Annotated in this window: 20 protein-coding genes; 15 read left to right on the forward strand and 5 right to left on the reverse strand. The window is 65.5% G+C overall.

Annotation, left to right across the window (positions count from 1 at the left end; translation table 11 throughout):
- Positions 1 to 119: 119 nt before the first annotated feature.
- The 3 genes from asd to CAG33_RS22535 are packed head-to-tail and all read right to left on the reverse strand — an operon-like array spanning position 120 to position 3,393.
- Positions 120 to 980, reverse strand: a complete 861-nt coding sequence (gene asd, locus CAG33_RS22525) for an archaetidylserine decarboxylase (RefSeq protein WP_085640585.1) — start codon at positions 978 to 980, stop codon at positions 120 to 122.
- A 19-nt stretch (positions 981 to 999) separates the two neighbouring features.
- A complete protein-coding gene (locus tag CAG33_RS22530) occupies positions 1,000 to 1,815 on the reverse strand; it encodes a rhodanese-like domain-containing protein (protein ID WP_085582918.1) in 816 nt (271 codons plus the stop codon).
- 39 nt (positions 1,816 to 1,854) lie between these two features.
- Entirely contained in the window at positions 1,855 to 3,393 is a 1,539-nt protein-coding gene (locus tag CAG33_RS22535) for an HDOD domain-containing protein (RefSeq protein ID WP_085640587.1), read from the reverse strand.
- Positions 3,394 to 3,559: 166 nt separating this feature from the next.
- On the opposite strand from CAG33_RS22535, the gene motA reads away from it, so the two are divergent.
- Positions 3,560 to 4,411, forward strand: a complete 852-nt coding sequence (motA, locus tag CAG33_RS22540) for a flagellar motor stator protein MotA (RefSeq protein ID WP_085582914.1) — start codon at positions 3,560 to 3,562, stop codon at positions 4,409 to 4,411.
- 3 nt (positions 4,412 to 4,414) lie between these two features.
- Complete coding sequence (gene motB / locus CAG33_RS22545) at positions 4,415 to 5,500, forward strand: flagellar motor protein MotB (RefSeq protein WP_085640589.1); 1,086 nt, start codon at positions 4,415 to 4,417, stop codon at positions 5,498 to 5,500.
- A gap of 48 nt (positions 5,501 to 5,548) precedes the next feature.
- On the opposite strand, the gene rsgA is transcribed toward motB, so the two are convergent.
- Entirely contained in the window at positions 5,549 to 6,580 is a 1,032-nt protein-coding gene (gene rsgA / locus CAG33_RS22550; RefSeq protein ID WP_085582910.1) for a small ribosomal subunit biogenesis GTPase RsgA, read from the reverse strand.
- A gap of 110 nt (positions 6,581 to 6,690) precedes the next feature.
- On the opposite strand from rsgA, the gene orn reads away from it, so the two are divergent.
- The 3 genes from orn (at position 6,691) to CAG33_RS22565 (ending at position 9,250) form a co-directional block, all read left to right on the forward strand.
- On the forward strand, positions 6,691 to 7,233 hold the full coding sequence (gene orn / locus CAG33_RS22555; RefSeq protein WP_085582908.1) for an oligoribonuclease: 543 nt from the start codon (positions 6,691 to 6,693) through the stop codon (positions 7,231 to 7,233).
- Positions 7,234 to 7,443: 210 nt separating this feature from the next.
- Positions 7,444 to 8,055 carry a trimeric intracellular cation channel family protein gene (locus tag CAG33_RS22560; RefSeq protein ID WP_085582906.1) on the forward strand — a complete coding sequence of 204 codons (612 nt, stop codon included), beginning with the start codon at positions 7,444 to 7,446 and terminating at the stop codon, positions 8,053 to 8,055.
- A gap of 151 nt (positions 8,056 to 8,206) precedes the next feature.
- The gene (locus tag CAG33_RS22565) at positions 8,207 to 9,250 is read left to right on the forward strand and encodes a Fic family protein (RefSeq protein ID WP_085640591.1); all 1,044 of its coding nucleotides are present in this window, start codon (positions 8,207 to 8,209) and stop codon (positions 9,248 to 9,250) included.
- A gap of 5 nt (positions 9,251 to 9,255) precedes the next feature.
- Here the strand turns inward: CAG33_RS22565 and queG are convergent, their stop codons facing one another.
- Entirely contained in the window at positions 9,256 to 10,326 is a 1,071-nt protein-coding gene (queG, locus tag CAG33_RS22570; protein WP_085640593.1) for a tRNA epoxyqueuosine(34) reductase QueG, read from the reverse strand.
- Between the two features lie 63 nt (positions 10,327 to 10,389).
- Between queG and CAG33_RS22575 the strand changes: the two genes are divergently transcribed.
- The 10 genes from CAG33_RS22575 (at position 10,390) to CAG33_RS22620 (ending at position 21,980) form a co-directional block, all read left to right on the forward strand.
- Entirely contained in the window at positions 10,390 to 11,889 is a 1,500-nt protein-coding gene (locus CAG33_RS22575; protein WP_085640595.1) for an NAD(P)H-hydrate dehydratase, read from the forward strand.
- Positions 11,877 to 12,347 (forward strand): tRNA (adenosine(37)-N6)-threonylcarbamoyltransferase complex ATPase subunit type 1 TsaE, encoded by a 471-nt coding sequence (gene tsaE, locus CAG33_RS22580; protein ID WP_085582900.1) that lies wholly within the window; start codon positions 11,877 to 11,879, stop codon positions 12,345 to 12,347. The genes CAG33_RS22575 and tsaE overlap by 13 nt, the downstream gene beginning before the upstream one ends.
- 51 nt (positions 12,348 to 12,398) lie before the next feature.
- On the forward strand, positions 12,399 to 13,778 hold the full coding sequence (locus tag CAG33_RS22585; protein ID WP_371856111.1) for an N-acetylmuramoyl-L-alanine amidase: 1,380 nt from the start codon (positions 12,399 to 12,401) through the stop codon (positions 13,776 to 13,778).
- Entirely contained in the window at positions 13,775 to 15,697 is a 1,923-nt protein-coding gene (gene mutL, locus CAG33_RS22590) for a DNA mismatch repair endonuclease MutL (protein WP_085640597.1), read from the forward strand. The genes CAG33_RS22585 and mutL overlap by 4 nt, the downstream gene beginning before the upstream one ends.
- Entirely contained in the window at positions 15,697 to 16,668 is a 972-nt protein-coding gene (gene miaA / locus CAG33_RS22595; protein WP_085582894.1) for a tRNA (adenosine(37)-N6)-dimethylallyltransferase MiaA, read from the forward strand. The genes mutL and miaA overlap by 1 nt, the downstream gene beginning before the upstream one ends.
- Positions 16,669 to 16,763: 95 nt before the next feature.
- A complete protein-coding gene (gene hfq / locus CAG33_RS22600) occupies positions 16,764 to 17,024 on the forward strand; it encodes an RNA chaperone Hfq (protein ID WP_003221112.1) in 261 nt (86 codons plus the stop codon).
- Between the two features lie 12 nt (positions 17,025 to 17,036).
- Complete coding sequence (gene hflX / locus CAG33_RS22605; protein WP_085582893.1) at positions 17,037 to 18,338, forward strand: ribosome rescue GTPase HflX; 1,302 nt, start codon at positions 17,037 to 17,039, stop codon at positions 18,336 to 18,338.
- 96 nt (positions 18,339 to 18,434) lie between these two features.
- Positions 18,435 to 19,610, forward strand: a complete 1,176-nt coding sequence (gene hflK / locus CAG33_RS22610) for an FtsH protease activity modulator HflK (protein WP_085582891.1) — start codon at positions 18,435 to 18,437, stop codon at positions 19,608 to 19,610.
- The gene (gene hflC / locus CAG33_RS22615) at positions 19,610 to 20,479 is read left to right on the forward strand and encodes a protease modulator HflC (RefSeq protein ID WP_085582889.1); all 870 of its coding nucleotides are present in this window, start codon (positions 19,610 to 19,612) and stop codon (positions 20,477 to 20,479) included. The genes hflK and hflC overlap by 1 nt, the downstream gene beginning before the upstream one ends.
- Before the next feature lie 313 nt (positions 20,480 to 20,792).
- Positions 20,793 to 21,980 carry an ATP phosphoribosyltransferase regulatory subunit gene (locus CAG33_RS22620; protein WP_085582887.1) on the forward strand — a complete coding sequence of 396 codons (1,188 nt, stop codon included), beginning with the start codon at positions 20,793 to 20,795 and terminating at the stop codon, positions 21,978 to 21,980.
- Positions 21,981 to 22,010 lie beyond the last annotated feature (30 nt).

The following is a 22,010-nucleotide window of genomic DNA, read 5'->3' on the forward strand; positions in this document are numbered from 1 at the left end:
GTGTGCTCTGCTTCGCCGGTGTACGGAAGGTTTTTTGCGCTCGGGAGGCGAGCCGGCAGTCGGGAAGGCAAGGTGCGCCGCGCCCCTTCGCAACGGTGCGAAAGGGCGCGGCGTCAGGCTCAGGCGGACGGCAGGGCGAGGGCCTGACCCATCTGCACCGGGGAACCGGCGGACAGGGATTCGACCCATTTCACCTGATCCGGGCCGAACAGCACGATCGCGGTGGAACCCAGCTTGAAGCGCCCAAGTTCCGCACCTTTTTCCAGGTAGATTGGCGCACGGGCGGCTTCGTCGTAGCGGAAGGTCTTCAGCTCGCGCTTGGGCGGGGTCACCAGGCCGGCCCAGACGGTTTCGATCGACGCGACGATCATCGCGCCCACCAGCACCACGGCCATCGGGCCGCGCTCGGTGTCGAAGATGCACGCCACGCGCTCGTTGCGGGCGAACAGCTCAGGCACGTTCTCGGCGGTGGTCTGGTTGACCGAGAAGATGCGCCCGGGGATGTAGACCATTTCGCGCAGGGTGCCGGCCAGCGGCATGTGCACGCGGTGGTAGTCCTTCGGCGACAGGTAGATGGTGGCGAAGTCGCCGCCCATGAACGGCGCGGCGTTGGCCGCGTCGCCGCCCAGCAGTTCCAGCACGCTGAAACTGTGGCCCTTGGCCTGGAACACGCGGCCGTGCTCGATCGGGCCGAGCTGGCTGACGGCGCCGTCGGCAGGGCTGAGGATCGCGCCTGGTGTGGTGTCCAGCGGACGTGCGCCGTCTTTCAAAGCCCGGGTGAAGAAGGCGTTGAAGTGCTCGTAGGCCGTCACGTCCTCCACCAGCGCCTGGGACATGTCCACCTGATAACGCTTGGCGAACCAGGTGGTGAAGGCATTCTTGAACCAGCGCACACGGCACTCGGCGATGCAGCCGGCCAGGCGCGACAGCAGGTGATGGGGCAGCAGGTACTGGCTGAGGATGAACAAACGCTCTTTCATTGACTGTCCTTAAAAACCTTTAAAGCTCGACGGGCGTGTCGGGGTGGTTGCCCCATTCGCCCCAGGAACCGGCGTAGCCCTTGACCCGCGGATAACCGAGGGACTTGGCCACCAGATAAGTGAAGCCCGACCGGTGATGGGTCTGGCAGTGGGTGATGATTTCTTTGTCCTTGGTGATCCCGAGGCGTTCCAGGATTTGCGGCATGTCGGTGCGGATGCGCAGCTGGCGCGCCCGATCCATGCCGGCGGTCCATTCGAAATTGACCGCGCCGGGGATGTGCCCGCCCTTGGCCGCCAGCACTTTCTCGCCGGAGTATTCCAGCGGCCCGCGGGCGTCCCAGATCGCCAGGTCGGCGGCGCCGAGGCGGCTTTGCAGGTATTCGCGGGTGGCGGTGGGCTCTTCGTGCAGGGTCAGGGTCACCGGGCCGTCTCCCGGCTGCGGCACCTGGATCGACATCGGCGAGCCCTCCGCCAGCCAGGCCGGCAGGCCGCCGTCCAGGTAGTGGTAGTGGCGGTGGCCGATCACGTCGAGCATCCAGATGAAGCGCCCGGCCCAGCCGCCGCCTTCGTCGTCGTAGACCACGTAGACCGCGTCCGGGCGGTGGCCCAGCTCGCCGAACAGCTCTTCGAGCTTGTCCTTGGACGGCAGCAGCCCCGGCGCCGGCAACTGGCCGAGCTGGGTGCGCTTGGGGTCGACGAAGCGTGCGCCGGGAATGTGCCCCTCGGCATAGCGGGCAGGGCTGGTCAGATCCACCAGGATCAGGTTGGGGGCATCGAGGCGCGGGAGCAGGTCGCTCGGCTCGATCACCAGCGCCAGGCCAGAGAAGTCAGACATGTGAGGTCTCCAGAGCACAAAGGGAAACGATTGTAGCCGTCATTGGCGGCGGTGGCTAAAGCTGTGCAGGGCTTTCTCGATGCACTGCGCGGTTTTGCCGAAGGCCTGCACGGTGACGTCGGCGAACGGCCCGCCGCCCTGGTCGGCGACCACGATCATGATCACCCGGCCGTTGTTCACCAGCGAACGCAGGAACAGGTGCTCGCCGCGGAACAGCGCGCGCAGGGCCGGCGGCAGCAGGGCGGAGAACTGCGCGTTGTTGTCCGGGGTGATGCGCACCTGCGCCTGCTGGGCCAGCAGGCGCTGCAGCACGGTGCTCTGGCTGACCGCGACATTCAGCGCGGCGGCCTCCGGCGGCAGCCCGGCCGTCTGGTGCACGCGCAGGTTGGAATGGGTGCGGTCGGCCATCAGGATCATCACCCGGCGCAGGCCGCTGGCGACCAGGGCGTCGCGGGCGGCGATGGTCAGGTGCATGGCGTTGGTGAAGCGGCTCGGCTCGGCCAGCAGCTCGGCGCATTGCCGGCGCCACTTGGCCAGGTCCTCGGCGCTGGGGGCGGCGGGCGGCAGCAGGCCGGCCGGGACACGGCGGGTGCCCGAGGGCCAGAGCAGGGATACCGCGGGGTGCCACAGGTCCGGCATGAAGTGCTGGCGCGCACTGATGGCGGCCTGCTGGTGCAGTTGTTGCTGCACCTCGTCCATGGGGATCTGCAGATAGAGGCTGGTCAGGTACTGCCAGCGCTCGCTGTGGGGGCAGTCCCAAGCCTGTTGTGCCGACAGCGCCAGGCCGTTGGCCAGCAGCACCGTGTTGGCCGGCTGGTTGAGCCAATGGCGCAGGGTCGGGTCGTCGTCGAGGCGGTTCTGCTGGCGCAGCGGATGCTCGCTGTCGCGGGCGATGCGCAGCACCTTGACCAGTTCGCGCCGCTCGTTGAGCAACAGCCGGTAGCCTTGCTGCACCCAGATCGGCAAGCGCCAGGCATCGACCAGCGCCTGGCCGATCTTCAGCAGGCGCACGCCGAACAGTTGCCGTTCCACGTCGCGGGCCGATTCGCCCTTGTGGATCACCCGCAGTTCCCATTCCTCAAGCAGTTTGGGGTGGGTCAGCGCCAGGGGCCACAGCGGCGACAGGAACAGCAGGCTGCCCCAGTGGATGTCCTGCCACAGCCGCGCCAGGCGGCCGGCGAAGAAGCCGTTGGCTTGCTGCGTGGCGTGCTGGCTGATCATCTGCAGCTGGCGCAGGGCCTGGGGGATCTGCCCGTCAGGCTCGGCGGGCAGGCGCGCGAGCAGTTCTTCGGTGCGGGCCAGGCCCAGGCGGTTGATGGCGACTTCGAGGTTTTCCGCCGGCTCCGCCATGCTGCCCTGGGTGTGGCGGTTGGCTTCGCGGATGATGCTCAGGGCCAGCGCCGGGCTGTCCTGCATCAGGCCGGCGATGTCGCGCAGCGAGCTGCGGTTGTCGCGGATCGCCCGGCAGACGCGGTCGTGGGCCGACTGCGGCACCGGCAGGCGGACGCCGTCGAGCAGCTTGACCCAGCCTTCCAGGGTGTTCGGTGTTGCGTGTGGGACGTTCGTTTCATTAGCCATGTCGGGACGGGATCTTGATCTTCGAAAGACGCGCCCGGCATGGGCTAAATTGGCTTTTCGCCTGAACTGCCTATAGTCTGGCGCAGTTTTGCCGATAAGTAGAAGAAGAGATTTTTTAACTTCCGAATATGACCTTGAACCCGACTTAAACAAGTACTTTCTATCTATGGCTAAAATTATCGGCATCATCGTCGTATTCGCGAGCGTGCTCGGCGGATACGTGCTCTCCCACGGCAAGATCGCGGCCCTGATCCAGCCCTTCGAGGTGATGATCATCGGCGGCGCGGCCCTCGGCGCCTTCCTTCAGGCCAACCCCGGCTACATGACGATGCACGTGTTCAAGAAAGCCTTGGGCATGTTCAGTTCGCGCTTCAGCCACACTTTCTACCTGGAAGTGCTCGGCCTGATCTACGAGATCCTCAACAAGAGCCGCCGCGAAGGCATGATGGCCATCGAAGGCGACATCGAAGACGCCGCCGCGAGCCCGATCTTCGCCAAGTACCCGGCCGTGCTCAAAGACGAGCGCATGACCGCGTTCATCTGCGACTACCTGCGCATCATGTCCTCCGGCAACATGGCCCCGCACGAGCTCGAAGGCCTGTTCGACATGGAACTGTTCAGCCTCAAGGAAGAACTGGAGCACCCGTCCCACGCGGTCAACGGCATCGCCGACGGCATGCCCGGCTTCGGTATCGTCGCGGCGGTGTTGGGTATCGTGGTGACCATGGCCTCCCTGGGCGAAGGCGATCAGAAATCCATCGGCCTGCACGTGGGTGCGGCGCTGGTCGGTACCTTCTTCGGTATTCTCGCGGCCTACGGCTTCTTCGGCCCGCTGGCCCACTCCCTGGCCCATGACGCCAAGGAAGAGCTGAACGTCTACGAAGCCATCAAGGCCTCGCTGGTGGCTTCGGCTTCCGGCATGCCGCCGTCGCTGGCCGTGGAGTTCGGCCGCAAGGTCCTGTACCCGGCGCACCGTCCGAGCTTCGCCGAGCTGGAACAAGCGGTTCGCGGTCGTTAAGCCATGGAAAACAACCAGCCGATAATCATCAAGCGCGTCAAGCGCTACGGTGGCGGACATCACGGCGGCGCCTGGAAAATCGCCTTCGCCGACTTCGCCACGGCGATGATGGCGTTCTTCCTGGTGCTGTGGCTGCTGTCCACCGCCACGCCCGAGCAGAAGATCGCCATCGCCGGTTACTTCAAGGATCCGGTCGGCTTCTCCGAAAGCGGCACGCCGTACATCATCGACCTGGGCGGCACGCCGACCCTGGCGCCGGAAAACACCCTCAACCCTGAGGTGAAGTCGCAGCCGCAGCCGGACAAGGTCACGGTCGACACCGAGCAGGTCGAGGGCATGGCCGAGCAGGTCGAGAAGGAACGCCTGGAACTGTTGCTGCAGGAACTGCAGAACAAGGTCGAAGAGAACCCGCAGCTGCAGAAGTTCAAGGATCAGATCCTGTTCGAGATCACCCCGAACGGCTTGCGCATCCAGATCATGGACGCCGAGAACCGGCCGATGTTCGACTCGGGCTCCGCGCGCCTGAAGCCGTACTTCGAGGACATCCTGCTGGCCATGGCCGACACCATCAAGGCGGTGCCGAACAAGATCAGCATCAGCGGCCACACCGACGCCAAGCCGTACACCGGCAGCGGCGAGTTCGGCAACTGGGAGCTTTCCGCCAACCGCGCCAACGCCGCCCGGCGTGCACTGGTGGCGGGCAGCTATCCGGAGTCGCAGGTGGCGCGGGTGGTGGGTTATGCCTCGTCGGCGCTGTTCGACAAGGAAAACCCGTTCAACCCGGTCAACCGCCGCATCGACATCGTGGTGCTGACCAAGAAGGCCCAGGCCGCCATCGAAGGCTCTCAGGGCGCCGACCCGGCGAAGCCGGCCGACGGCCAGGAAGGCGCCGCGCCGGCCACCCCGGCCGATCCGAACGCCTTGCCGGCGGATCAGCAACCGGTGGCGCCGCACGAGTTGCGCGAACGGCTGAACCTGTTCGACGATCCGTTGCCGAAACCAGCCGAGCCGGGCACCCATGCGCCGACTCCGGCTCCGGCGCCCGCTCCGGCACCGGCGGCTCCCGCAGCCCCCGCGCCGAAGCAGTGACCCACAAAAAAGCCGCGATGATCTCGCGGCTTTTTTGTGTCCGGCGGTTCAGTAGCCGTTATCGGGCAGGCTGGCGATGATCGAGCGGTAGCTGTTCATCCGTTGCTGCTGGATGCGCCCGTCTTCCAGGGCCTTGAGCAGGGCGCAGCCGGGTTCGCGATCGTGCTTGCAGTCGCGGAAGCGGCAGGTGCCGAGCAGGTCTTCGAACTCGATGAAGCCGGCTTCGACGTCGGCGCGGCTGACGTGGCCCAGGCCGAATTCGCGGATGCCCGGCGAGTCGATCAGCTCACCGCCGCCGGGGAAGTGGAACAGGCGCGCGGTGGTTGTGGTGTGCTGGCCCTGGCCGGACCATTCCGACAGCGGGCCGACGCGGGTCTCCACCTCCGGCAGCAGGCTGTTGACCAGCGACGACTTGCCGACGCCGGACTGGCCGACGAACACGCTGATGCGGCCGTCGAGCAACTGCTGCAGCTGTTCCATGCCGTTGCCGTGGTGGGCCGAGACTTCCAGCACCGGATAGCCGAGGGTGCGGTACACCGCCAGCAGCGCATTGAGCGCCGGGGCGTTCTGCTCGTCGATCAGGTCGAACTTGTTGAGCAGCAGCAGCGGACGGATGCCGGCGTGCTCGGCCGCCACCAGGTAGCGGTCGATCAGGTTGGCGTGGGGCTCGGGCAGCGGGGCGAAGACGATGACGATCATGTCGACGTTGGCCGCCACCGGCTTGAGCTGGCCGCGGCTGTCCGGGCGGCACAGCTCGGTGCTGCGCGGCAGCTGCGCGACGATCACGCCGATGCCCTGGTTGCCGGCGCGCCAGACCACCCGGTCGCCGGTCACCAGCGCCGGCAGGTTGGCGCGCAGGTAGCAGCGGAACACCTGACCGGCCTGGTCGCCGTCGGTCGCCTCGACCTCGACCTGCACACCGAAGTGGGCGATCACCAGGCCGTGCTGTTCCGGGCCCAGGTCGCCGCCCTCCAGGGCCTCGACGGCCGAGGACTCGCGTTTGGCGGCGCGGGCGGCGCGCTCGCCCTGAATCTTTTCGATGCGCCAGCTCTGGCGGCGGTTGAGTTGGCGTTTGGCCATGGGTGTTCCGTAATAAAAAGAATGCAGCGAATGGGTAAAACGGCGGCGAGTTTAGCACGCCCGGCCACCCGCCTAGGCTAAACTGCGCACCATTGCTTAGGAGACGAATCATGCAGAACCCGCAGAACCTGATCTGGATCGACCTGGAAATGACCGGTCTGAACCCGGACACCGACGTCATCATCGAGATGGCCACCATCGTCACCGACAGCGACCTGAACACCCTGGCCGAAGGCCCGGTGATCGCCATCCACCACAGCGACGATGTCCTCGCCCGCATGGACGAATGGAACACCCGCACCCACGGCAATTCGGGCCTTACCCAACGTGTGCGCGAAAGCCGCGTGAGCATGGCCGAGGCCGAAGCCGAAACCATCGCCTTCCTGGAGAAGTGGGTGCCGAAGGGCAAGTCGCCGATCTGCGGCAACAGCATCTGCCAGGACCGGCGCTTCCTGTTCGCCCACATGAAGGCGCTGGAAAGCTACTTCCACTACCGCAACCTCGACGTCTCGACCCTCAAGGAACTGGCCGCCCGCTGGGCGCCGGACGTGCGCGACAGCTTCAAGAAAGGCAGCACCCACCTGGCGCTGGACGACATCCGCGAGTCCATCGCCGAGCTGCGCCACTACCGCGAGCACTTCATCAAGTTCTGATCCGCCGCAGCGGGCCCCTGTGGCGAGGGAGCTTGCTCCCGCTCGGCTGCGCAGCCGCCGCAGTCCCCGCGGGCGCGTCCTGCTTGAAAGGGTGCATGGGAGTGCTCCGCCCTCCGACGGGAGCAAGCTCCCTCGCCACGGCGCATCCGCCCCCTTCTGGTGCGGCCGCGAAATGGCTAGACTGCGCGCCTTCCTGCCAGGACCGCCACCATGCTGCTGATGCTCTACCTGATCGCCATCACCGCCGAAGCCATGACCGGCGCCCTGTCCGCCGGCCGACGCGGCATGGACTGGTTCGGCGTGGTGCTGATCGCCTGCGTCACGGCGCTCGGCGGCGGTTCGGTGCGCGATGTGCTGCTGGGGCACTATCCGCTGACCTGGGTGAAGCATCCCGAATACCTGGTGCTGACCTCGGCCGCCGCGATGCTGACCGTGTTCACCGCACGCTGGATGCGCCACCTGCGCTCACTGTTCCTGGTGCTCGACGCTGTCGGCCTGGTGGCGTTCACCCTGATCGGCTGCATGACCGCCCTGGAAATGGGCCACGGCATGCTCGTGGCTTCGGTCAGCGGCGTGATCACCGGGGTGTTCGGCGGCATCCTGCGGGACATCTTCTGCAACGACATCCCGCTGATCTTCCGGCGCGAACTGTACGCCAGCGTCTCTTTCGCCGCCGCATGGTGCTACATGCTCTGCCTGTTCCTGAACGTACCGAGCGAGCAGGCGATCCTGATCACCCTGTTCGGCGGCTTCCTGCTGCGGCTGCTGGCTATCCGGTTTCATTGGGAAATGCCGAAGTTCGTCTATAACGACGAGCATTGAGGGCGGTATCGCTTGGCCGGCGGAAACATCCTGTCGGACTTGTTGAATAGTTGGGGCTGATCGAATGGGGTAAAAAGAAGCTTAAAGGGGGTTAATTGACTCTTCATTACCCTATTTGTCTTCTGTGCCCTATTTTGCAGGATGCCTTGAGATGCACTCACTGACGCCCCGGTACCTCAGCGATTTGCGCTACGACGGATTACAGATTTCAACGCTTCGGACGCTAGGTGAGTTCCGGGGCAAGCAACAGTTGTTCATTGCGCAATCGCCTCAAGTGCTGCATGGCTTGAGGCAGATCGCAGTGATCGAATCAGCCGAGTCGTCCAACAGGCTTGAGGGCGTGACCGTGGCGCCCGCTCGCTTGAAGTCCTTGATGAGCAAACACTCTGAACCGAAAAGTCGATCCGAGCAGGAAATCGCGGGCTATCGAGACGCCCTCGCACTGATCCATGAAGCGGCTGAGGGTATGCCGTTTTCCGAAGGTGTGGTCAGGCAGTTGCACAGCTTGCTTTACCGTTACCTGCCGCAGGACGGGGGTGACTGGAAGGCAACGAACAACGACATCATCGAGCGCCGCACGGACGGATCGTCACGTATCCGCTTTCAGCCGGTTTCCGCACACATGGTGCCCATCGCCATGAGCGAAATGATGGTGCGTTATCGCCAGGCGCTGGAGCTGAATCTGACGGATCCCTTGGTGCTGGTTCCGCTGACCATCCTCGATTTCCTTTGCATTCATCCCTTTTCCGACGGCAACGGGCGGGTTGCCCGGTTGCTGACATTGTTGCTGCTTTACCAATTTGATTACCGCGTCGGGCGCTTCATAAGCCTTGAGCGAATATTCGAAGATTCGAAGGAAAGCTATTACTCAACGCTCGAATTGAGTTCCCAGGGGTGGCACGACGCAACGCACGACGTTCGGCCATGGATTGACTACTTCTGGGGGACGCTGCTCAGGGCATATAAGGAACTCGAAGAACGTGTCGGTACGATAGAAAAGCGTCGTGGGGGTAAGAGCGATAGAGTCAGGGGCGAAGCCTTGAAGCGCAGTCTGCCGTTCTCCATCACAGAGATAGAGGTGTCCTGCCCTGGCATCAGTCGCGATACCGTGCGGATGGTTTTACGTTCGCTGAAGGCTGAGGGATTGATCGAGTCGACAGGGAAGGGACGCAGCGCCAAGTGGAAAAAGCTTTAAGGATTTCATGCGCTGCGTGCGGCATGCTGCCTGAGGGCCCACTCGACATGTTCGCGCACCAGTTCCGACGGATGGTCGCGGCGTGCCTTCAGCGCTTGCAGCACCGGAATGCTCGACGGGGCGTTGCCCAGCCCCACTGCCAGGTTGCGCAGCCAGCGCTCGTAGCCGGCGCGGCGCAGCGGTGAGCCTTCGGTGCTGCTGAGGAACGTGTCTTCGTCCCACAGGAACAGTTCGGCCAGTTCGGCGTTGTCCAGGTTGTGCCGGGGCTTGAAGTCGCTTTCCCCGGACGCGCGGGCGAAGCGGTTCCACGGGCAGACGATCTGGCAATCGTCGCAGCCGAACACCCGGTTGCCGATCAGCGGCCGCAGGTCTTCGGGGATGGCGTTCTTCAGCTCGATGGTGAGGTAGGAAATGCAGCGCCGGGCGTCCAGCACATAGGGGCCGACGAAGGCGTTGGTCGGGCAGATGTCCAGGCAGGCGCTGCACCGGCCGCAGTGTTCGGTGGCGTGGGGCGGGTCGACCGGCAGCGGCAGGTCGACGAACAGTTCGCTGAGGAAGAAATAGCTGCCGGCCTTGCGGTTCAGGACCAGGGTGTTCTTGCCGATCCATCCCAGGCCGGCCTGTTCGGCGATGGCCTTCTCCAGCACCGGGGCGCTGTCGACGAAGGCGCGGAAGCCGAACGGGCCGATCTGCGCCTGGATCCGGTCCGCCAGTTGCTGCACGCGCTTGCGGATCAGCTTGTGGTAGTCGCGGCCCAGGGCGTAGCGGGAGATGTAGGCCTTTTCCGGTTGGGCGAGCAGATGCGCCATGTGCGTGTCGCCCGGCAGGTAGTCCATGCGCAGCGAGACCACGCGCAGCGTGCCCGGCACCAGCTCTTCGGGGTGCGAGCGCTTGCTGCCGTGGGCGCCCATGTAGTCCATTTCGCCGTGGTAGCCGGCCTCGAGCCAGCGCTGCAGGTGCCCCTCGTGCTCGGCCAGGTCCAGACCGCTGATGCCGACTTGCTGAAAGCCCAGCTCGCGGCCCCAGTCCTTGATGGATTGGGCCAGGGCGGGGAGGTCTGTGGTGATGGCGGACATGAGGCGAGAGAAACCGGAACTGAGGTGCGTATAATTCTGCCAGACATCGGAGCCCGAAGACGCATGCCGCACACGAAAGATCATTTACCCGACGCGCTGTACCGCGCCGCGCAGGTGCGGGACATCGACGCGCGGCTGATCGCTGCCGGCACGCCGGGCCTGGAACTGATGCACCGCGCCGCCCGGGCGACCTGGCGCGCGCTGGTGCGCCGCTGGCCGGCGGCCAACGAACTGACGGTGCTGGCCGGCCACGGCAACAACGCCGGCGACGGTTATCTGGTGGCGGCGCTGGCGCACCGTGCCGGCTGGCATGTGCGGGTGCTGGCTGTCGGCGATCCGCAGCGTTTGCAGGGGGATGCGGCGCAGGCCCATGGGCAGGCCCTGGCCGAAGGGGTGGCCGTGCAGGGCTGGAATGCGCAGAGCGAACTGCGCGGCGTGATCCTCGATGCGCTGCTCGGCACCGGCCTGAGCGGCGAGGTGCGCGAGCCGTATGCCTCGGCCATCCACGGGATCAACGCCAGCGGCCTGTCGGTGGCGGCGGTGGATGTGCCGTCCGGATTGTGCGCCGACACCGGGCGGGTGCTGGGCGTGGCGGTGCGTGCCGACCTCACCGTGACGTTCATCGGCCTCAAGTTGGGGCTGTTCACCGGCGATGCCGCCGACCATGTCGGTGAACTGGCGTTCAACGATCTTCAGGCGCCGGCCGAAACCTTCAGTGACATTCCCGTTGCCGCCCGTCGTCTCGAGGTCGCTAACCTGCCGCGGCCGGTCCCTCGCGCAGCGACGGCGCACAAGGGCCGGTTCGGTCATGTGCTGCTGATCGGCGGCGACCACGGCTTCGGCGGGGCGATCGTGCTCAGCACCGAAAGCGCGCTGCGCAGCGGTGCGGGCATGGTGTCGCTGGCGACCCGGGCAGAGCATGTGCCGGCGGCGCTGGCCCGGGTGCCGGAAGCCATGGCCCTGGGCGTATCGTCGGCCAATCAGTTGATGGGGCTTCTGGAGAAGGCTTCGGTGCTGGTGGTCGGGCCGGGGCTGGGCCAGGCCGGTTGGGCGCGCAGCCTGCTGTCGGCGGCGGCCAATGCGCCGTTGCCCCAGGTGTGGGACGCCGACGCGCTGAACCAGCTGGCCGCAGGCCGGGTGAGCTTGCCGAAGGATTGCGTGATCACGCCGCATCCGGGGGAGGCGGCCCGTTTGCTCGGGATCGGCACCGCGCAAGTGCAGGCCGACCGGCCGGCGGCGGCCTTGGCGTTGAGCAAAAAATATACAGCGGTAGTGGTGCTCAAGGGCGCCGGCAGCCTGATCGCCCATCCCGACGGCAGGTTGGCCGTGTGCCATCAGGGCCACCCCGCGATGGCGACCGCCGGCCTCGGCGATGTGCTGGCCGGGTTGCTCGGCGCACTGATGGCCCAAGGCATGGACAGTTTCCAGGCCGCCTGCCTGGCGGTCTGGCTGCATGCCAATGCGGGTCTGCAACAAGGTGAATTCGGCCGTGGGCTGGCGGCCAGTGATCTGATTCCAGCCATTCGTCAGTTGTTGGAGGAGCATGCACCGTGTCTGAAGTAACCCTGTACCTGGCCGATGAACAGGCCATGACCGACTTTGGCGCACGGATCGCCCGCATCACCGGGGGGCATGGCCTGATTTTCCTGGTGGGTGACCTGGGCATGGGCAAGACCACCCTGTCCCGCGGGCTGATCCGGGGCCTGGGCCACCAGGGCGCGGTGAAGAGTCCGACCTTCACGCTGGTCGAGCCCTACGAGATCGGCGACATCCGCGCCTTCCACTTCGACCTGTACCGGCTGGTCGACCCGGAGGAGCTGGAATTCCTCGGCATCCGCGACTACTTCGAAGACGATGCCCTGTGCCTGATCGAGTGGCCCGACAAAGGTGCAGGCTTTTTGCCAAAGCCTGACCTGACCATTACCATTAGCCCGCAAGACAGCGGGCGTTCGCTGACCATTTTGTCCCAGGGCTCGCGCGGCGAGGCCTGGTGTGCCGCTTTGGCGTTGGAATCCAAATAAATGATGGGGTTAGGTATGCGCTTTCGCGCGTTGGTGGCTGCCGCTGGGCTGATGTTGATGGCAGTGACCGTCAGCGCTGTGGCCGACACAAAGGTCAACAGCGTGCGCCTGTGGCGGGCGCCGGACAACACGCGTCTGGTGTTCGACCTGAGCGGCCCGGTGCAGCACAGCGTGTTCACCCTGACCGCGCCGGACCGGCTGGTGATCGACATCAACGGCGCCACCCTCGGTGCGCCGCTGAACGTACAGACCGCCAACACGCCGATCACCGCCATGCGCTCGGCCCAGCGTACGCCGACCGACCTGCGGGTGGTCATCGACCTGAAGAAGGCCGTCACCCCGAAAAGCTTCTCCCTGGCGCCGAATGCGCAGTACGGCAACCGTCTGGTGGTCGACCTGTTCGACAACCCGGCCGACGCCGCGCCGCCGCCTGCGCCGACGCCGTCGGTGGCCACCGTGCCGGCCGTGCCGGTGACCCCGGCGGAACCGGCGATCAAGCTGCCGCCGGCCCCGGCCGGCAAACGCGACATCATCGTGGTGATCGACGCCGGCCACGGCGGCGAAGACCCCGGCGCCTCGGGCTCGCGCGGCCAGCGTGAAAAAGACGTGGTGCTGCAGATCGCCCGCGAGCTGCAGCGTCAGGTCAACGGCATGAAGGGCTTTCGCGCCGAGCTGACCCGCACCGGCGACTACTTCATCCCGCTGCGCGGCCGCACCGAGATCGCCCGCAAGAAGGGCGCCGACCTGTTCGTCTCGATCCACGCCGACGCCGCACCTTCGGCCGCCGCGTTCGGCGCGTCGGTGTTCGCCCTGTCCGACCGTGGCGCCACCTCGGAGACCGCCCGTTGGCTGGCCGACAGCGAAAACCGTTCCGACCTGATCGGCGGTGCCGGCAACGTCAGCCTCGACGACAAGGACCGAATGCTCGCCGGCGTGCTGCTCGACCTGTCGATGACCGCCTCGCTGACCTCCAGTCTCAACGTCGGCCAGAAGGTGCTGAGCAACATCGGCCGGGTCACGCCGCTGCACAAGCAACGGGTGGAACAGGCCGGGTTCATGGTGCTGAAGTCGCCGGACATCCCGTCGATCCTGGTCGAGACCGGCTTCATCTCCAACGCCAACGAGGCCTCCAAGCTGGCGGCATCGAGCCACCAGCAGGCGCTGGCGCGGTCGATCAGCAGCGGCGTGCGTCAGTTCTTCCAGCAGAACCCGCCGCCGGGCACCTACATCGCCTGGCTGCGTGACTCGGGCAAGATCGCCCAGGGGCCGCGCGACCACCGGGTGAGCCCGGGCGAAACCCTGGCGATGATCGCCGTGCGCTATCAGGTGTCGCCGGCCACGCTGCGCAGCGCCAACAACCTGAGCAGCGATGAGCTCAAGGTCGGTCAGCACCTGACCATTCCCGGCACTGAACTGGCGTCCAAGGAATGAACCAAGTGTTGAGTTCGGCCCGCATTGAACTGCTCAGCCCCCGGCTGGCGAACCAGATCGCCGCCGGCGAGGTGGTCGAGCGCCCGGCGTCGGTGATCAAGGAACTGTTGGAAAACAGCCTGGACTCCGGCGCCCGGCGCATCGATGTCGACGTCGAGCAGGGCGGCGTCAAGCTGCTGCGGGTGCGCGACGACGGCAGCGGCATTTCCGCCGATGACCTGCCGCTGGCGCTGGCCCGGCACGCCACCAGCAAGATCCGCAACCTCGAAGACCTCGAACAGGTGATGAGCCTGGGCTTCCGGGGCGAGGCGCTGGCGTCGATCAGCTCCGTGGCGCGCCTGACCCTGACCTCGCGCACCCGCGACGCCGACCAGGCCTGGCAGGTGGAGACCGAAGGCCGCGACATGGCGCCCCGGGTGCAGCCGGCGGCGCATCCGGTGGGCACCTCGGTGGAGGTGCGCGACCTGTTCTTCAATACACCGGCGCGGCGCAAGTTCCTCAAGACCGAAAAGACCGAATTCGATCACCTGCAAGAAGTGATCAAGCGTCTGGCGCTGGCGCGCTTCGACGTGGCTTTCCATTTGCGTCACAACGGCAAGACCATCCTCAGCCTGCATGAGGCCCGCGACGACGCGGCCCGCGCCCGGCGTGTGGCGGCGATCTGCGGCTCGGGCTTCCTGGAGCAGGCGCTGCCGATCGAGATCGAGCGCAACGGCCTGCGCCTGTGGGGTTGGGTCGGCCTGCCGACGTTCAACCGCAGCCAGGCGGATCTGCAGTATTTCTTCGTGAACGGCCGCGCGGTGCGCGACAAGCTGGTGGCCCACGCGGTGCGCCAGGCCTACCGCGACGTGCTGTTCAATGGCCGTCATCCGACCTTCGCGCTGTTCTTCGAGGTCGATCCGGCGGCGGTGGACGTCAACGTGCACCCGACCAAGCACGAAGTGCGCTTCCGCGACGGGCGCATGGTGCACGACTTCCTCTACGGCACCCTGCACCGGGCGCTGGGCGATGTGCGTCCGGAGGATCAGGTGGCGGCGCCGGTCGCCTCCAGCGGATTCGTCCGCCCGACCGGCCTCGAAGCCGGCGAGTTCGGCCCCCAGGGCGAGATGCGCCTGGCGTCCAACACCCTGCTGGAGCAACCCCAGGCGCAGCCGTCGTTCAACGCGCCGGCCGGCGGCGGCAGCGGGGCGGGCTACCAGTACCAGTACACGCCGCGTCCGCAGTCCGCCGTGCCGGCCGCCGAAGCCCAGGCCGCCTACCGCGAGTTCTTCGCGCCGCTGCCGGAAACCGCAACCCCGGCCGGCGGCAATGCGCTGCCGAGCGGTCAGGGCGACATCCCGCCGCTGGGCTACGCGCTGGCGCAGCTCAAGGGCATCTACATCCTGTCCGAGAACGCCCAGGGACTGGTGCTGGTGGACATGCACGCCGCCCATGAGCGAATCATGTACGAGCGCCTGAAGATCGCCATGGCCAGTGAAGGCCTGAGCGGCCAGCCGCTGCTGGTGCCGGAGTCGCTGGCGGTGAGCCAGCGCGAGGCCGACTGCGCCGAAGAGCACGCGGCGTGGTTCCAGCGCCTGGGCTTCGAACTGCAGCGCCTGGGCCCGGAAACCCTGGCGATCCGGCAGATTCCGGCGCTGCTCAAACAGGCCGAGGCCAACCGGCTGGTCGGCGACGTGCTGGCCGACCTGATGGAGTACGGCACCAGCGACCGGATCCAGGCGCACCTGAACGAACTGCTGGGCACCATGGCCTGCCACGGCGCGGTCCGCGCCAACCGGCGCCTGGCCCTGCCGGAAATGAACGGCCTGCTGCGCGACATGGAAAACACCGAGCGCAGCGGTCAATGCAACCATGGCCGGCCGACCTGGACCCAATTGGGCCTGGACGACCTGGACAAACTGTTTTTGCGCGGTCGTTGATGAGCCAGCTTCCTCCAGCGATATTCCTGATGGGCCCGACCGCTGCGGGCAAGACCGACCTGGCCATCGAGCTGACCAAGGTGCTGCCGTGCGAGCTGATCAGCGTCGACTCGGCGCTGGTCTACCGCGGCATGGACATCGGCACCGCCAAGCCGTCCAAGGAACTGTTGGCCGAGTTTCCCCACCGCCTGATCGACATCCTCGATCCGGCCGAGGCGTACTCGGCTGCGGATTTCCGCCGTGATGCGCTGATCGCCATGGCCGACATCACCGCCCGGGGCAAGATCCCGCTGCTGGTGGGCGGCACCATGCTCTACTACAAGGCGCTGGTCGAGGGCCTGGCCGACATGCCGGCGGCCGATCCCGAAGTGCGTGCGCAGATCGAAGAAGAGGCGGCGCGCCTTGGCTGGCAGGCCCTGCACGAGCAGTTGGCGGCCATCGACCCGGTGTCGGCGGCGCGGATTCACCCGAACGATCCGCAGCGCCTGAGTCGTGCGTTGGAGGTCTACCGGGTCAGCGGTCAGAGCATGACCGCGCTGCGCCAGCAACAATCTGCGCAAAGTGCCGACGCAGCCGCATCGGGGCGGCAACAATTGCCCTATACTGTCGCGAATCTGGCGATCGCTCCGGCAAATCGCCAGGTACTGCACGAGCGCATTAAACAAAGATTCACAAATATGCTGGAACAGGGATTCATCGACGAGGTCGTAGCCCTGCGCAATAGAAGTGACCTGCATGCCGGGTTGCCGTCTATACGTGCGGTGGGTTACCGCCAGGTCTGGGATTATCTGGACGGCAAGCTGACGTCGGCCGAAATGCAGGAGCGGGGCATCATCGCCACGCGCCAATTGGCCAAACGCCAGTTCACCTGGCTGCGCAGCTGGGATGGTTTGCATTGGCTCGACAGTCTGGATTGCGACAATCTGCCACGCGCCTTGAAATACCTTGGGACGATCTCCATATTGAGCTGAGTCCCTGCAATTGCCGTCTATCCTTGGGGGTGTGGCGGCAAAAGCCACCCGTTTACCTATTTTTTTATTATTGAATCCTTAAAGGAGTGCGGCACATGTCAAAAGGGCATTCGCTACAAGACCCTTACCTGAATACTTTACGTAAAGAGAAAGTGGGGGTTTCCATCTACCTGGTCAACGGCATCAAGCTGCAAGGTACGATCGAGTCGTTCGACCAGTTCGTCATCCTGCTGAAGAACACCGTCAGCCAGATGGTCTACAAACACGCTATCTCTACCGTCGTGCCGGTCCGTCCAATTCGTCTGCCAAGCGCAACCGAATCCGATGCAGGTGACGCAGAGCCTGGTAACGCCTGATAGGAGTCTCCTTTGTTCTTTGAGCGCCACGGTGGTGGTGAACGAACCATTCTCGTTCACTTGGATGGTCAGGACCCTGAGGCGCGCGAAGATCCGCAGGAGTTTCAGGAGTTGGCACTTTCGGCTGGCGCCGAGACCGTCGCGTTTTTCAGCGTGCCGCGTCATCGGCCAACCGCCAAGACCCTGATTGGCAGTGGCAAGGTCGAGGAGTTGCGCGACCTGGTCAAGGCCGAACAGGTCGACCTGGTGATTTTCAATCACACCCTCTCACCCAGTCAGGAACGCAACCTCGAGCGCGAGTTCGAGTGCCGCGTGATCGACCGCACGGGTCTGATTCTCGATATTTTCGCCCAACGCGCCCGCACCCATGAAGGCAAGCTCCAGGTTGAACTGGCCCAGCTTGAGTACATGAGCACGCGGCTGGTGCGCGGCTGGACCCACCTTGAGCGGCAAAAGGGCGGCATCGGCCTGCGCGGCCCGGGCGAGACCCAGCTCGAGACCGACCGGCGCCTGCTGCGGGTTCGTCTGCGGCAGATCAAGTCCCGGCTGGAGAAAGTGCGCAGCCAGCGCGAGCAGTCGCGGCGCGGACGCAAGCGCGCGGACATCCCGACGGTGTCGCTGGTGGGCTACACCAACGCCGGCAAATCGACGCTGTTCAACGCGGTGACCGAGTCCGAGGTGTATGCGGCGGACCAACTGTTCGCCACCCTCGACCCGACCCTGCGCCGTCTGGATCTGGAAGACCTCGGGCCGATCGTGCTGGCCGACACCGTGGGCTTCATCCGTCACCTGCCGCACAAACTGGTCGAGGCGTTTCGGGCTACGCTCGAAGAGTCGAGCAACTCCGACCTGCTGCTGCACGTGATCGACGCCCACGAGCCGGACCGGATGGAGCAGATCGAGCAGGTGATGGTGGTGCTCGACGAGATCGGGGCGCAAGACTTGCCGATCCTGGAGGTATACAACAAACTCGATTTGCTCGAGGGCGTTGAGCCGCAGATCCAGCGCGACGCCGATGGCCGGCCGCAGCGGGTCTGGCTGTCGGCGCGGGACGGCTCCGGCCTGGACCTGCTCAAGCAGGCGGTGGCAGAGCTGCTCGGCGATGACCTGTTCGTCGGCACGCTGCGCTTGCCGCAACGTTTCGCCAGGTTGCGCGCGCAGTTCTTCGAACTGGGCGCGGTGCAGAAAGAAGAACACGACGACGAAGGCGCCAGCCTGCTGGCCGTCCGGTTGCCGCGGATCGAGCTGAACCGGCTGGTGAGCCGCGAAGGATTGCAGCCGGTGGACTTCATCGAGCAACACACTTTGCAATAAAAGCCTGAAAAAGCGGTTGTGCCGCGGTGACAGGCATTCTGTAGCATGGGGCGGCGCGCCGTGGGCGCGTCTTTGCTTTATCAGATGGAGAGCGCTATGGCTTGGAATGAGCCGGGTGGCAACTCGAACAATCAGGATCCTTGGGGTGGCAAGCGTCGCAACAATGGCGACCGCAAGGGCCCGCCGGATCTCGACGAGGCCTTCCGCAAGCTGCAGGAAAGCCTTAACGGGTTGTTCGGTGGTGGCAAGAAACGGGGTGACGACGGGGGCGGATCGGGCAAGGGCGGCGGCTTCGGCGGCCTGCTCGGCATCGGTCTGGTCGTGCTGGCGGCCGTGTGGCTGTACAGCGCGGTGTACGTGGTGGACGAGCAGGAGCAGGCCGTGGTGCTGCGCTTCGGCAAGTACTACGAGACCGTCGGCCCGGGCCTGAACATCTATTTCCCGCCGATCGACAAGAAGTACATGGAAAACGTCACGCGTGAGCGTGCGTATACCAAGCAGGGTCAGATGCTGACCGAAGACGAGAACATCGTCGAAGTGCCGCTGACCGTGCAGTACAAGATCAGCAACCTGCAGGACTTCGTGCTGAACGTCGACCAGCCGGAAATCAGCCTGCAGCATGCGACCGACAGCGCCCTGCGCCACGTGGTGGGTTCCACCGCCATGGACCAGGTGCTGACCGAAGGCCGTGAGCTGATGGCCAGCGAGATCAAGGAGCGCCTGCAACGCTTCCTCGACACCTACCGCACCGGCATCACCGTCACCCAGGTCAACGTGCAGAGCGCCGCGGCGCCGCGCGAAGTCCAGGAAGCCTTCGACGACGTGATCCGTGCCCGTGAAGACGAGCAGCGTTCCCGCAACCAGGCCGAGACCTACGCCAACGGCGTGGTGCCGGAAGCCCGTGGCCAGGCCCAGCGCATCATCGAGGACGCCAACGGCTACCGCGACGAGACGATCTCCCGCGCCAAGGGTGAGGCCGACCGCTTCACCAAGCTGGTCGCCGAGTACCGCAAGGCACCTGAGGTCACCCGTCAGCGCCTGTACCTGGACACCATGCAGGAAGTCTTCAGCAGCACCAGCAAGGTGCTCGTGACCGGCAACAAGAACGGCCAGAGCAACCTGCTTTACCTGCCGCTGGACAAGATGGTCGAAAGTGGCCGCAACACCAGCGCTCCGGTGAGCGGCGGTGCGGCAGCCACCAGCAATGAAGCCAATGTGCGTGCCGCAGCGGATCTGCAGCAACAGCAGGCACGTACCCGGGAGAGTCGCTGATGAGCAATAAATCGCTGATCGCCCTTATCGTCGGCGTGGTCGTGGCGATCGCTGCCTGGAACTGCTTCTACATCGTGGCTCAGACCGAGCGTGCGGTGTTGCTGCAATTCGGTCGCGTGGTCCAGGCCGATGTCCAGCCGGGCCTGCATGTGAAGGTGCCGTACGTCAACCAGGTGCGCAAGTTCGACGCCCGCCTGATGACGCTGGACGCACCGACGCAGCGCTTCCTGACCCTGGAAAAGAAAGCCGTCATGGTCGATGCCTACGCCAAATGGCGGGTGAAGGACGCCGAGCGTTTCTACACCGCGACCTCCGGCCTCAAGCAGATCGCCGACGAGCGTCTGTCCCGTCGTCTGGAGTCGGGCCTGCGTGACCAGTTCGGCAAGCGCACCCTGCACGAAGTGGTGTCGGGCGAGCGCGATGCGCTGATGGCCGACATCACCGCGTCGCTGAACAAGATGGCGGAGAAGGAACTGGGCATCGAAGTGGTCGACGTCCGGGTCAAGGCCATCGACCTGCCGAAGGAAGTCAACCGCAGCGTGTTCGAGCGGATGAGCACCGAGCGCGAGCGTGAAGCCCGTGAGCACCGCGCCAAGGGTAACGAGCTGGCCGAAGGCATCCGTGCCGACGCCGATCGCCAACGCCGCGTGCTGCTGGCCGAAGCCTATCGCGAGTCCGAAGAGGTTCGCGGTGACGGCGACGCCCAGGCCGCTGCGATCTACTCCAAGGCCTACGGCCAGGACCAGGATTTCTACGCGTTCTACCGTAGCTTGCGCGCCTACCGTGAAAGCTTCGCGAACAAGTCCGACGTCATGGTGCTCGACCCGAGCAGCGACTTCTTCAAGTACCTGGAGAAAGCCAAGCCTTGATTCGACGTTGACCTGCGTCATTCCGCCCGGCGGCTAAAACCTCGGGCGGGGTGATCCTTTTGGAAAACGTGTGTATGATGCGGCAGCCGGGAAATTCCCGGCTTTTTTGCGTCTGCACGTTTGATTGCTGTTTTTGGTGCAGGGCGCGGGCCCGAGGGCCCGACGGTTTTTCGAGGAAAGTGATTGGCGAAGCCGGTGACAGGGCTTTTCGCTTCGTCGCCCATGCGCGTGTCTTTTGCGCAGGCCAGTCATTTTCTGCTTCACTCAAGGCTCGCCCTCGGGCTGGCCGCCCGGATCAAAGGGGAATGGCGTAATGGCAACGGTAGACCGCTGGCTGCTGCCAGATGGCATCGAAGAAGTGCTGCCACCGGAAGCGGCGCGCATTGAAGTGGCGCGTCGTCAGGTGTTGGATCTGTTCCAGAGCTGGGGTTACGAGTTCGTCGTGACTCCCCATATCGAGTACCTGGAATCCTTGCTGACCGGCGCGGGCCAGGATCTGGATCTGCGTACCTTCAAGGTCATCGACCCGCAGTCGGGCCGGCAGATGGGCTTCCGTGCCGACATCACCCCGCAGGTGGCGCGCATCGACGCGCACACCCTGCGCCGCGAAGGCCCAAACCGCCTCTGCTACGCCGGCAGCGTGCTGCACGCCCAGCCGCGTGCGCTGTCGTCCTCGCGCAGCCCGATCCAGTTGGGCGCCGAGCTCTACGGCGACGCCAGCCCGAGCAGCGACGTCGAAGTCATCAGCCTGCTGCTGGCCATGCTGCAGCTGGCCGATGTGCCGGACGTGCACATGGACCTGGGGCATGTCGGCATCTACCGCGGCCTGGCCCGCGCTGCCGGACTGTCCGGCGAGGTCGAGCAACAGCTGTTCGACGCGTTGCAACGCAAGGCCATCGACGAGGTCACAGCCTTGACCGAAGGCCTGCCGGCGGAGCTGGCGGGCATGCTGCGCGCGCTGGTGGATCTGTGCGGCGGCCGTGAAGTGCTGACCGCCGCCCGCGAGCGCCTGGCCAATGCGCCGGCGCCGGTGCTGGCGGCGCTGGAGGATCTGCTGGCGATCGCCGAGCGCCTGGCGGCGCGCTTCCCGCAGCTGCCGCTGTATTTCGACCTGGGCGAGCTGCGCGGCTACCACTACCACACCGGTGTGGTGTTCGCGGCGTTCGTGCCGGGCGTGGGTCAGTCCATCGCCCAGGGCGGCCGCTACGACGACATCGGCGCCGACTTCGGCCGCGCCCGTCCGGCCACCGGCTTCTCCACCGATTTGAAAACCCTGGTGACCCTGGGGCGTGCTGAGATCGAGCTACCGTCCGGCGGTATCTGGATGCCTGACAGTACGGATGCGGCACTCTGGCAGCAGGTCTGCCAGTTGCGCAGTGAGGGTCAGCGTGTCGTCCAGGCCTTGCCTGGGCAACCTTTGGCCGCCGCCCGTGAAGCGGACTGCGACCGTCAATTGATCCAGCAGAACGGGCTTTGGCAAGTATCGCCACTGGCTTCTTGAGTTTTCCTGCCGGCAGGTGCCGGCACCAAG

It is taken from the genome of Pseudomonas sp. B3(2017), assembly GCF_002113595.1.
GTDB classification, from domain to species: domain Bacteria; phylum Pseudomonadota; class Gammaproteobacteria; order Pseudomonadales; family Pseudomonadaceae; genus Aquipseudomonas; species Aquipseudomonas ekonensis.

Bases quoted from the DNA above. Each gene is read 5' to 3' on its own strand.
- mutL (WP_085640597.1), top strand. From the start codon at position 13,775: ATGAACCAAGTGTTGAGTTCGGCCCGCATTGAACTGCTCAGCCCCCGG.
- motA (WP_085582914.1), top strand. From the start codon at position 3,560: ATGGCTAAAATTATCGGCATCATCGTCGTATTCGCGAGCGTGCTCGGC.
- rsgA (WP_085582910.1), bottom strand. From the start codon at position 6,580: ATGGCCAAACGCCAACTCAACCGCCGCCAGAGCTGGCGCATCGAAAAG.
- CAG33_RS22620 (WP_085582887.1), top strand. From the start codon at position 20,793: ATGGCAACGGTAGACCGCTGGCTGCTGCCAGATGGCATCGAAGAAGTG.
- asd (WP_085640585.1), bottom strand. From the start codon at position 980: ATGAAAGAGCGTTTGTTCATCCTCAGCCAGTACCTGCTGCCCCATCAC.
- hflK (WP_085582891.1), top strand. From the start codon at position 18,435: ATGGCTTGGAATGAGCCGGGTGGCAACTCGAACAATCAGGATCCTTGG.
- motB (WP_085640589.1), top strand. From the start codon at position 4,415: ATGGAAAACAACCAGCCGATAATCATCAAGCGCGTCAAGCGCTACGGT.
- miaA (WP_085582894.1), top strand. From the start codon at position 15,697: ATGAGCCAGCTTCCTCCAGCGATATTCCTGATGGGCCCGACCGCTGCG.
- hfq (WP_003221112.1), top strand. From the start codon at position 16,764: ATGTCAAAAGGGCATTCGCTACAAGACCCTTACCTGAATACTTTACGT.
- CAG33_RS22560 (WP_085582906.1), top strand. From the start codon at position 7,444: ATGCTGCTGATGCTCTACCTGATCGCCATCACCGCCGAAGCCATGACC.
- hflC (WP_085582889.1), top strand. From the start codon at position 19,610: ATGAGCAATAAATCGCTGATCGCCCTTATCGTCGGCGTGGTCGTGGCG.
- CAG33_RS22565 (WP_085640591.1), top strand. From the start codon at position 8,207: ATGCACTCACTGACGCCCCGGTACCTCAGCGATTTGCGCTACGACGGA.
- CAG33_RS22585 (WP_371856111.1), top strand. From the start codon at position 12,399: ATGTTGATGGCAGTGACCGTCAGCGCTGTGGCCGACACAAAGGTCAAC.
- orn (WP_085582908.1), top strand. From the start codon at position 6,691: ATGCAGAACCCGCAGAACCTGATCTGGATCGACCTGGAAATGACCGGT.
- queG (WP_085640593.1), bottom strand. From the start codon at position 10,326: ATGTCCGCCATCACCACAGACCTCCCCGCCCTGGCCCAATCCATCAAG.
- CAG33_RS22535 (WP_085640587.1), bottom strand. From the start codon at position 3,393: ATGGCTAATGAAACGAACGTCCCACACGCAACACCGAACACCCTGGAA.
- CAG33_RS22575 (WP_085640595.1), top strand. From the start codon at position 10,390: ATGCCGCACACGAAAGATCATTTACCCGACGCGCTGTACCGCGCCGCG.
- CAG33_RS22530 (WP_085582918.1), bottom strand. From the start codon at position 1,815: ATGTCTGACTTCTCTGGCCTGGCGCTGGTGATCGAGCCGAGCGACCTG.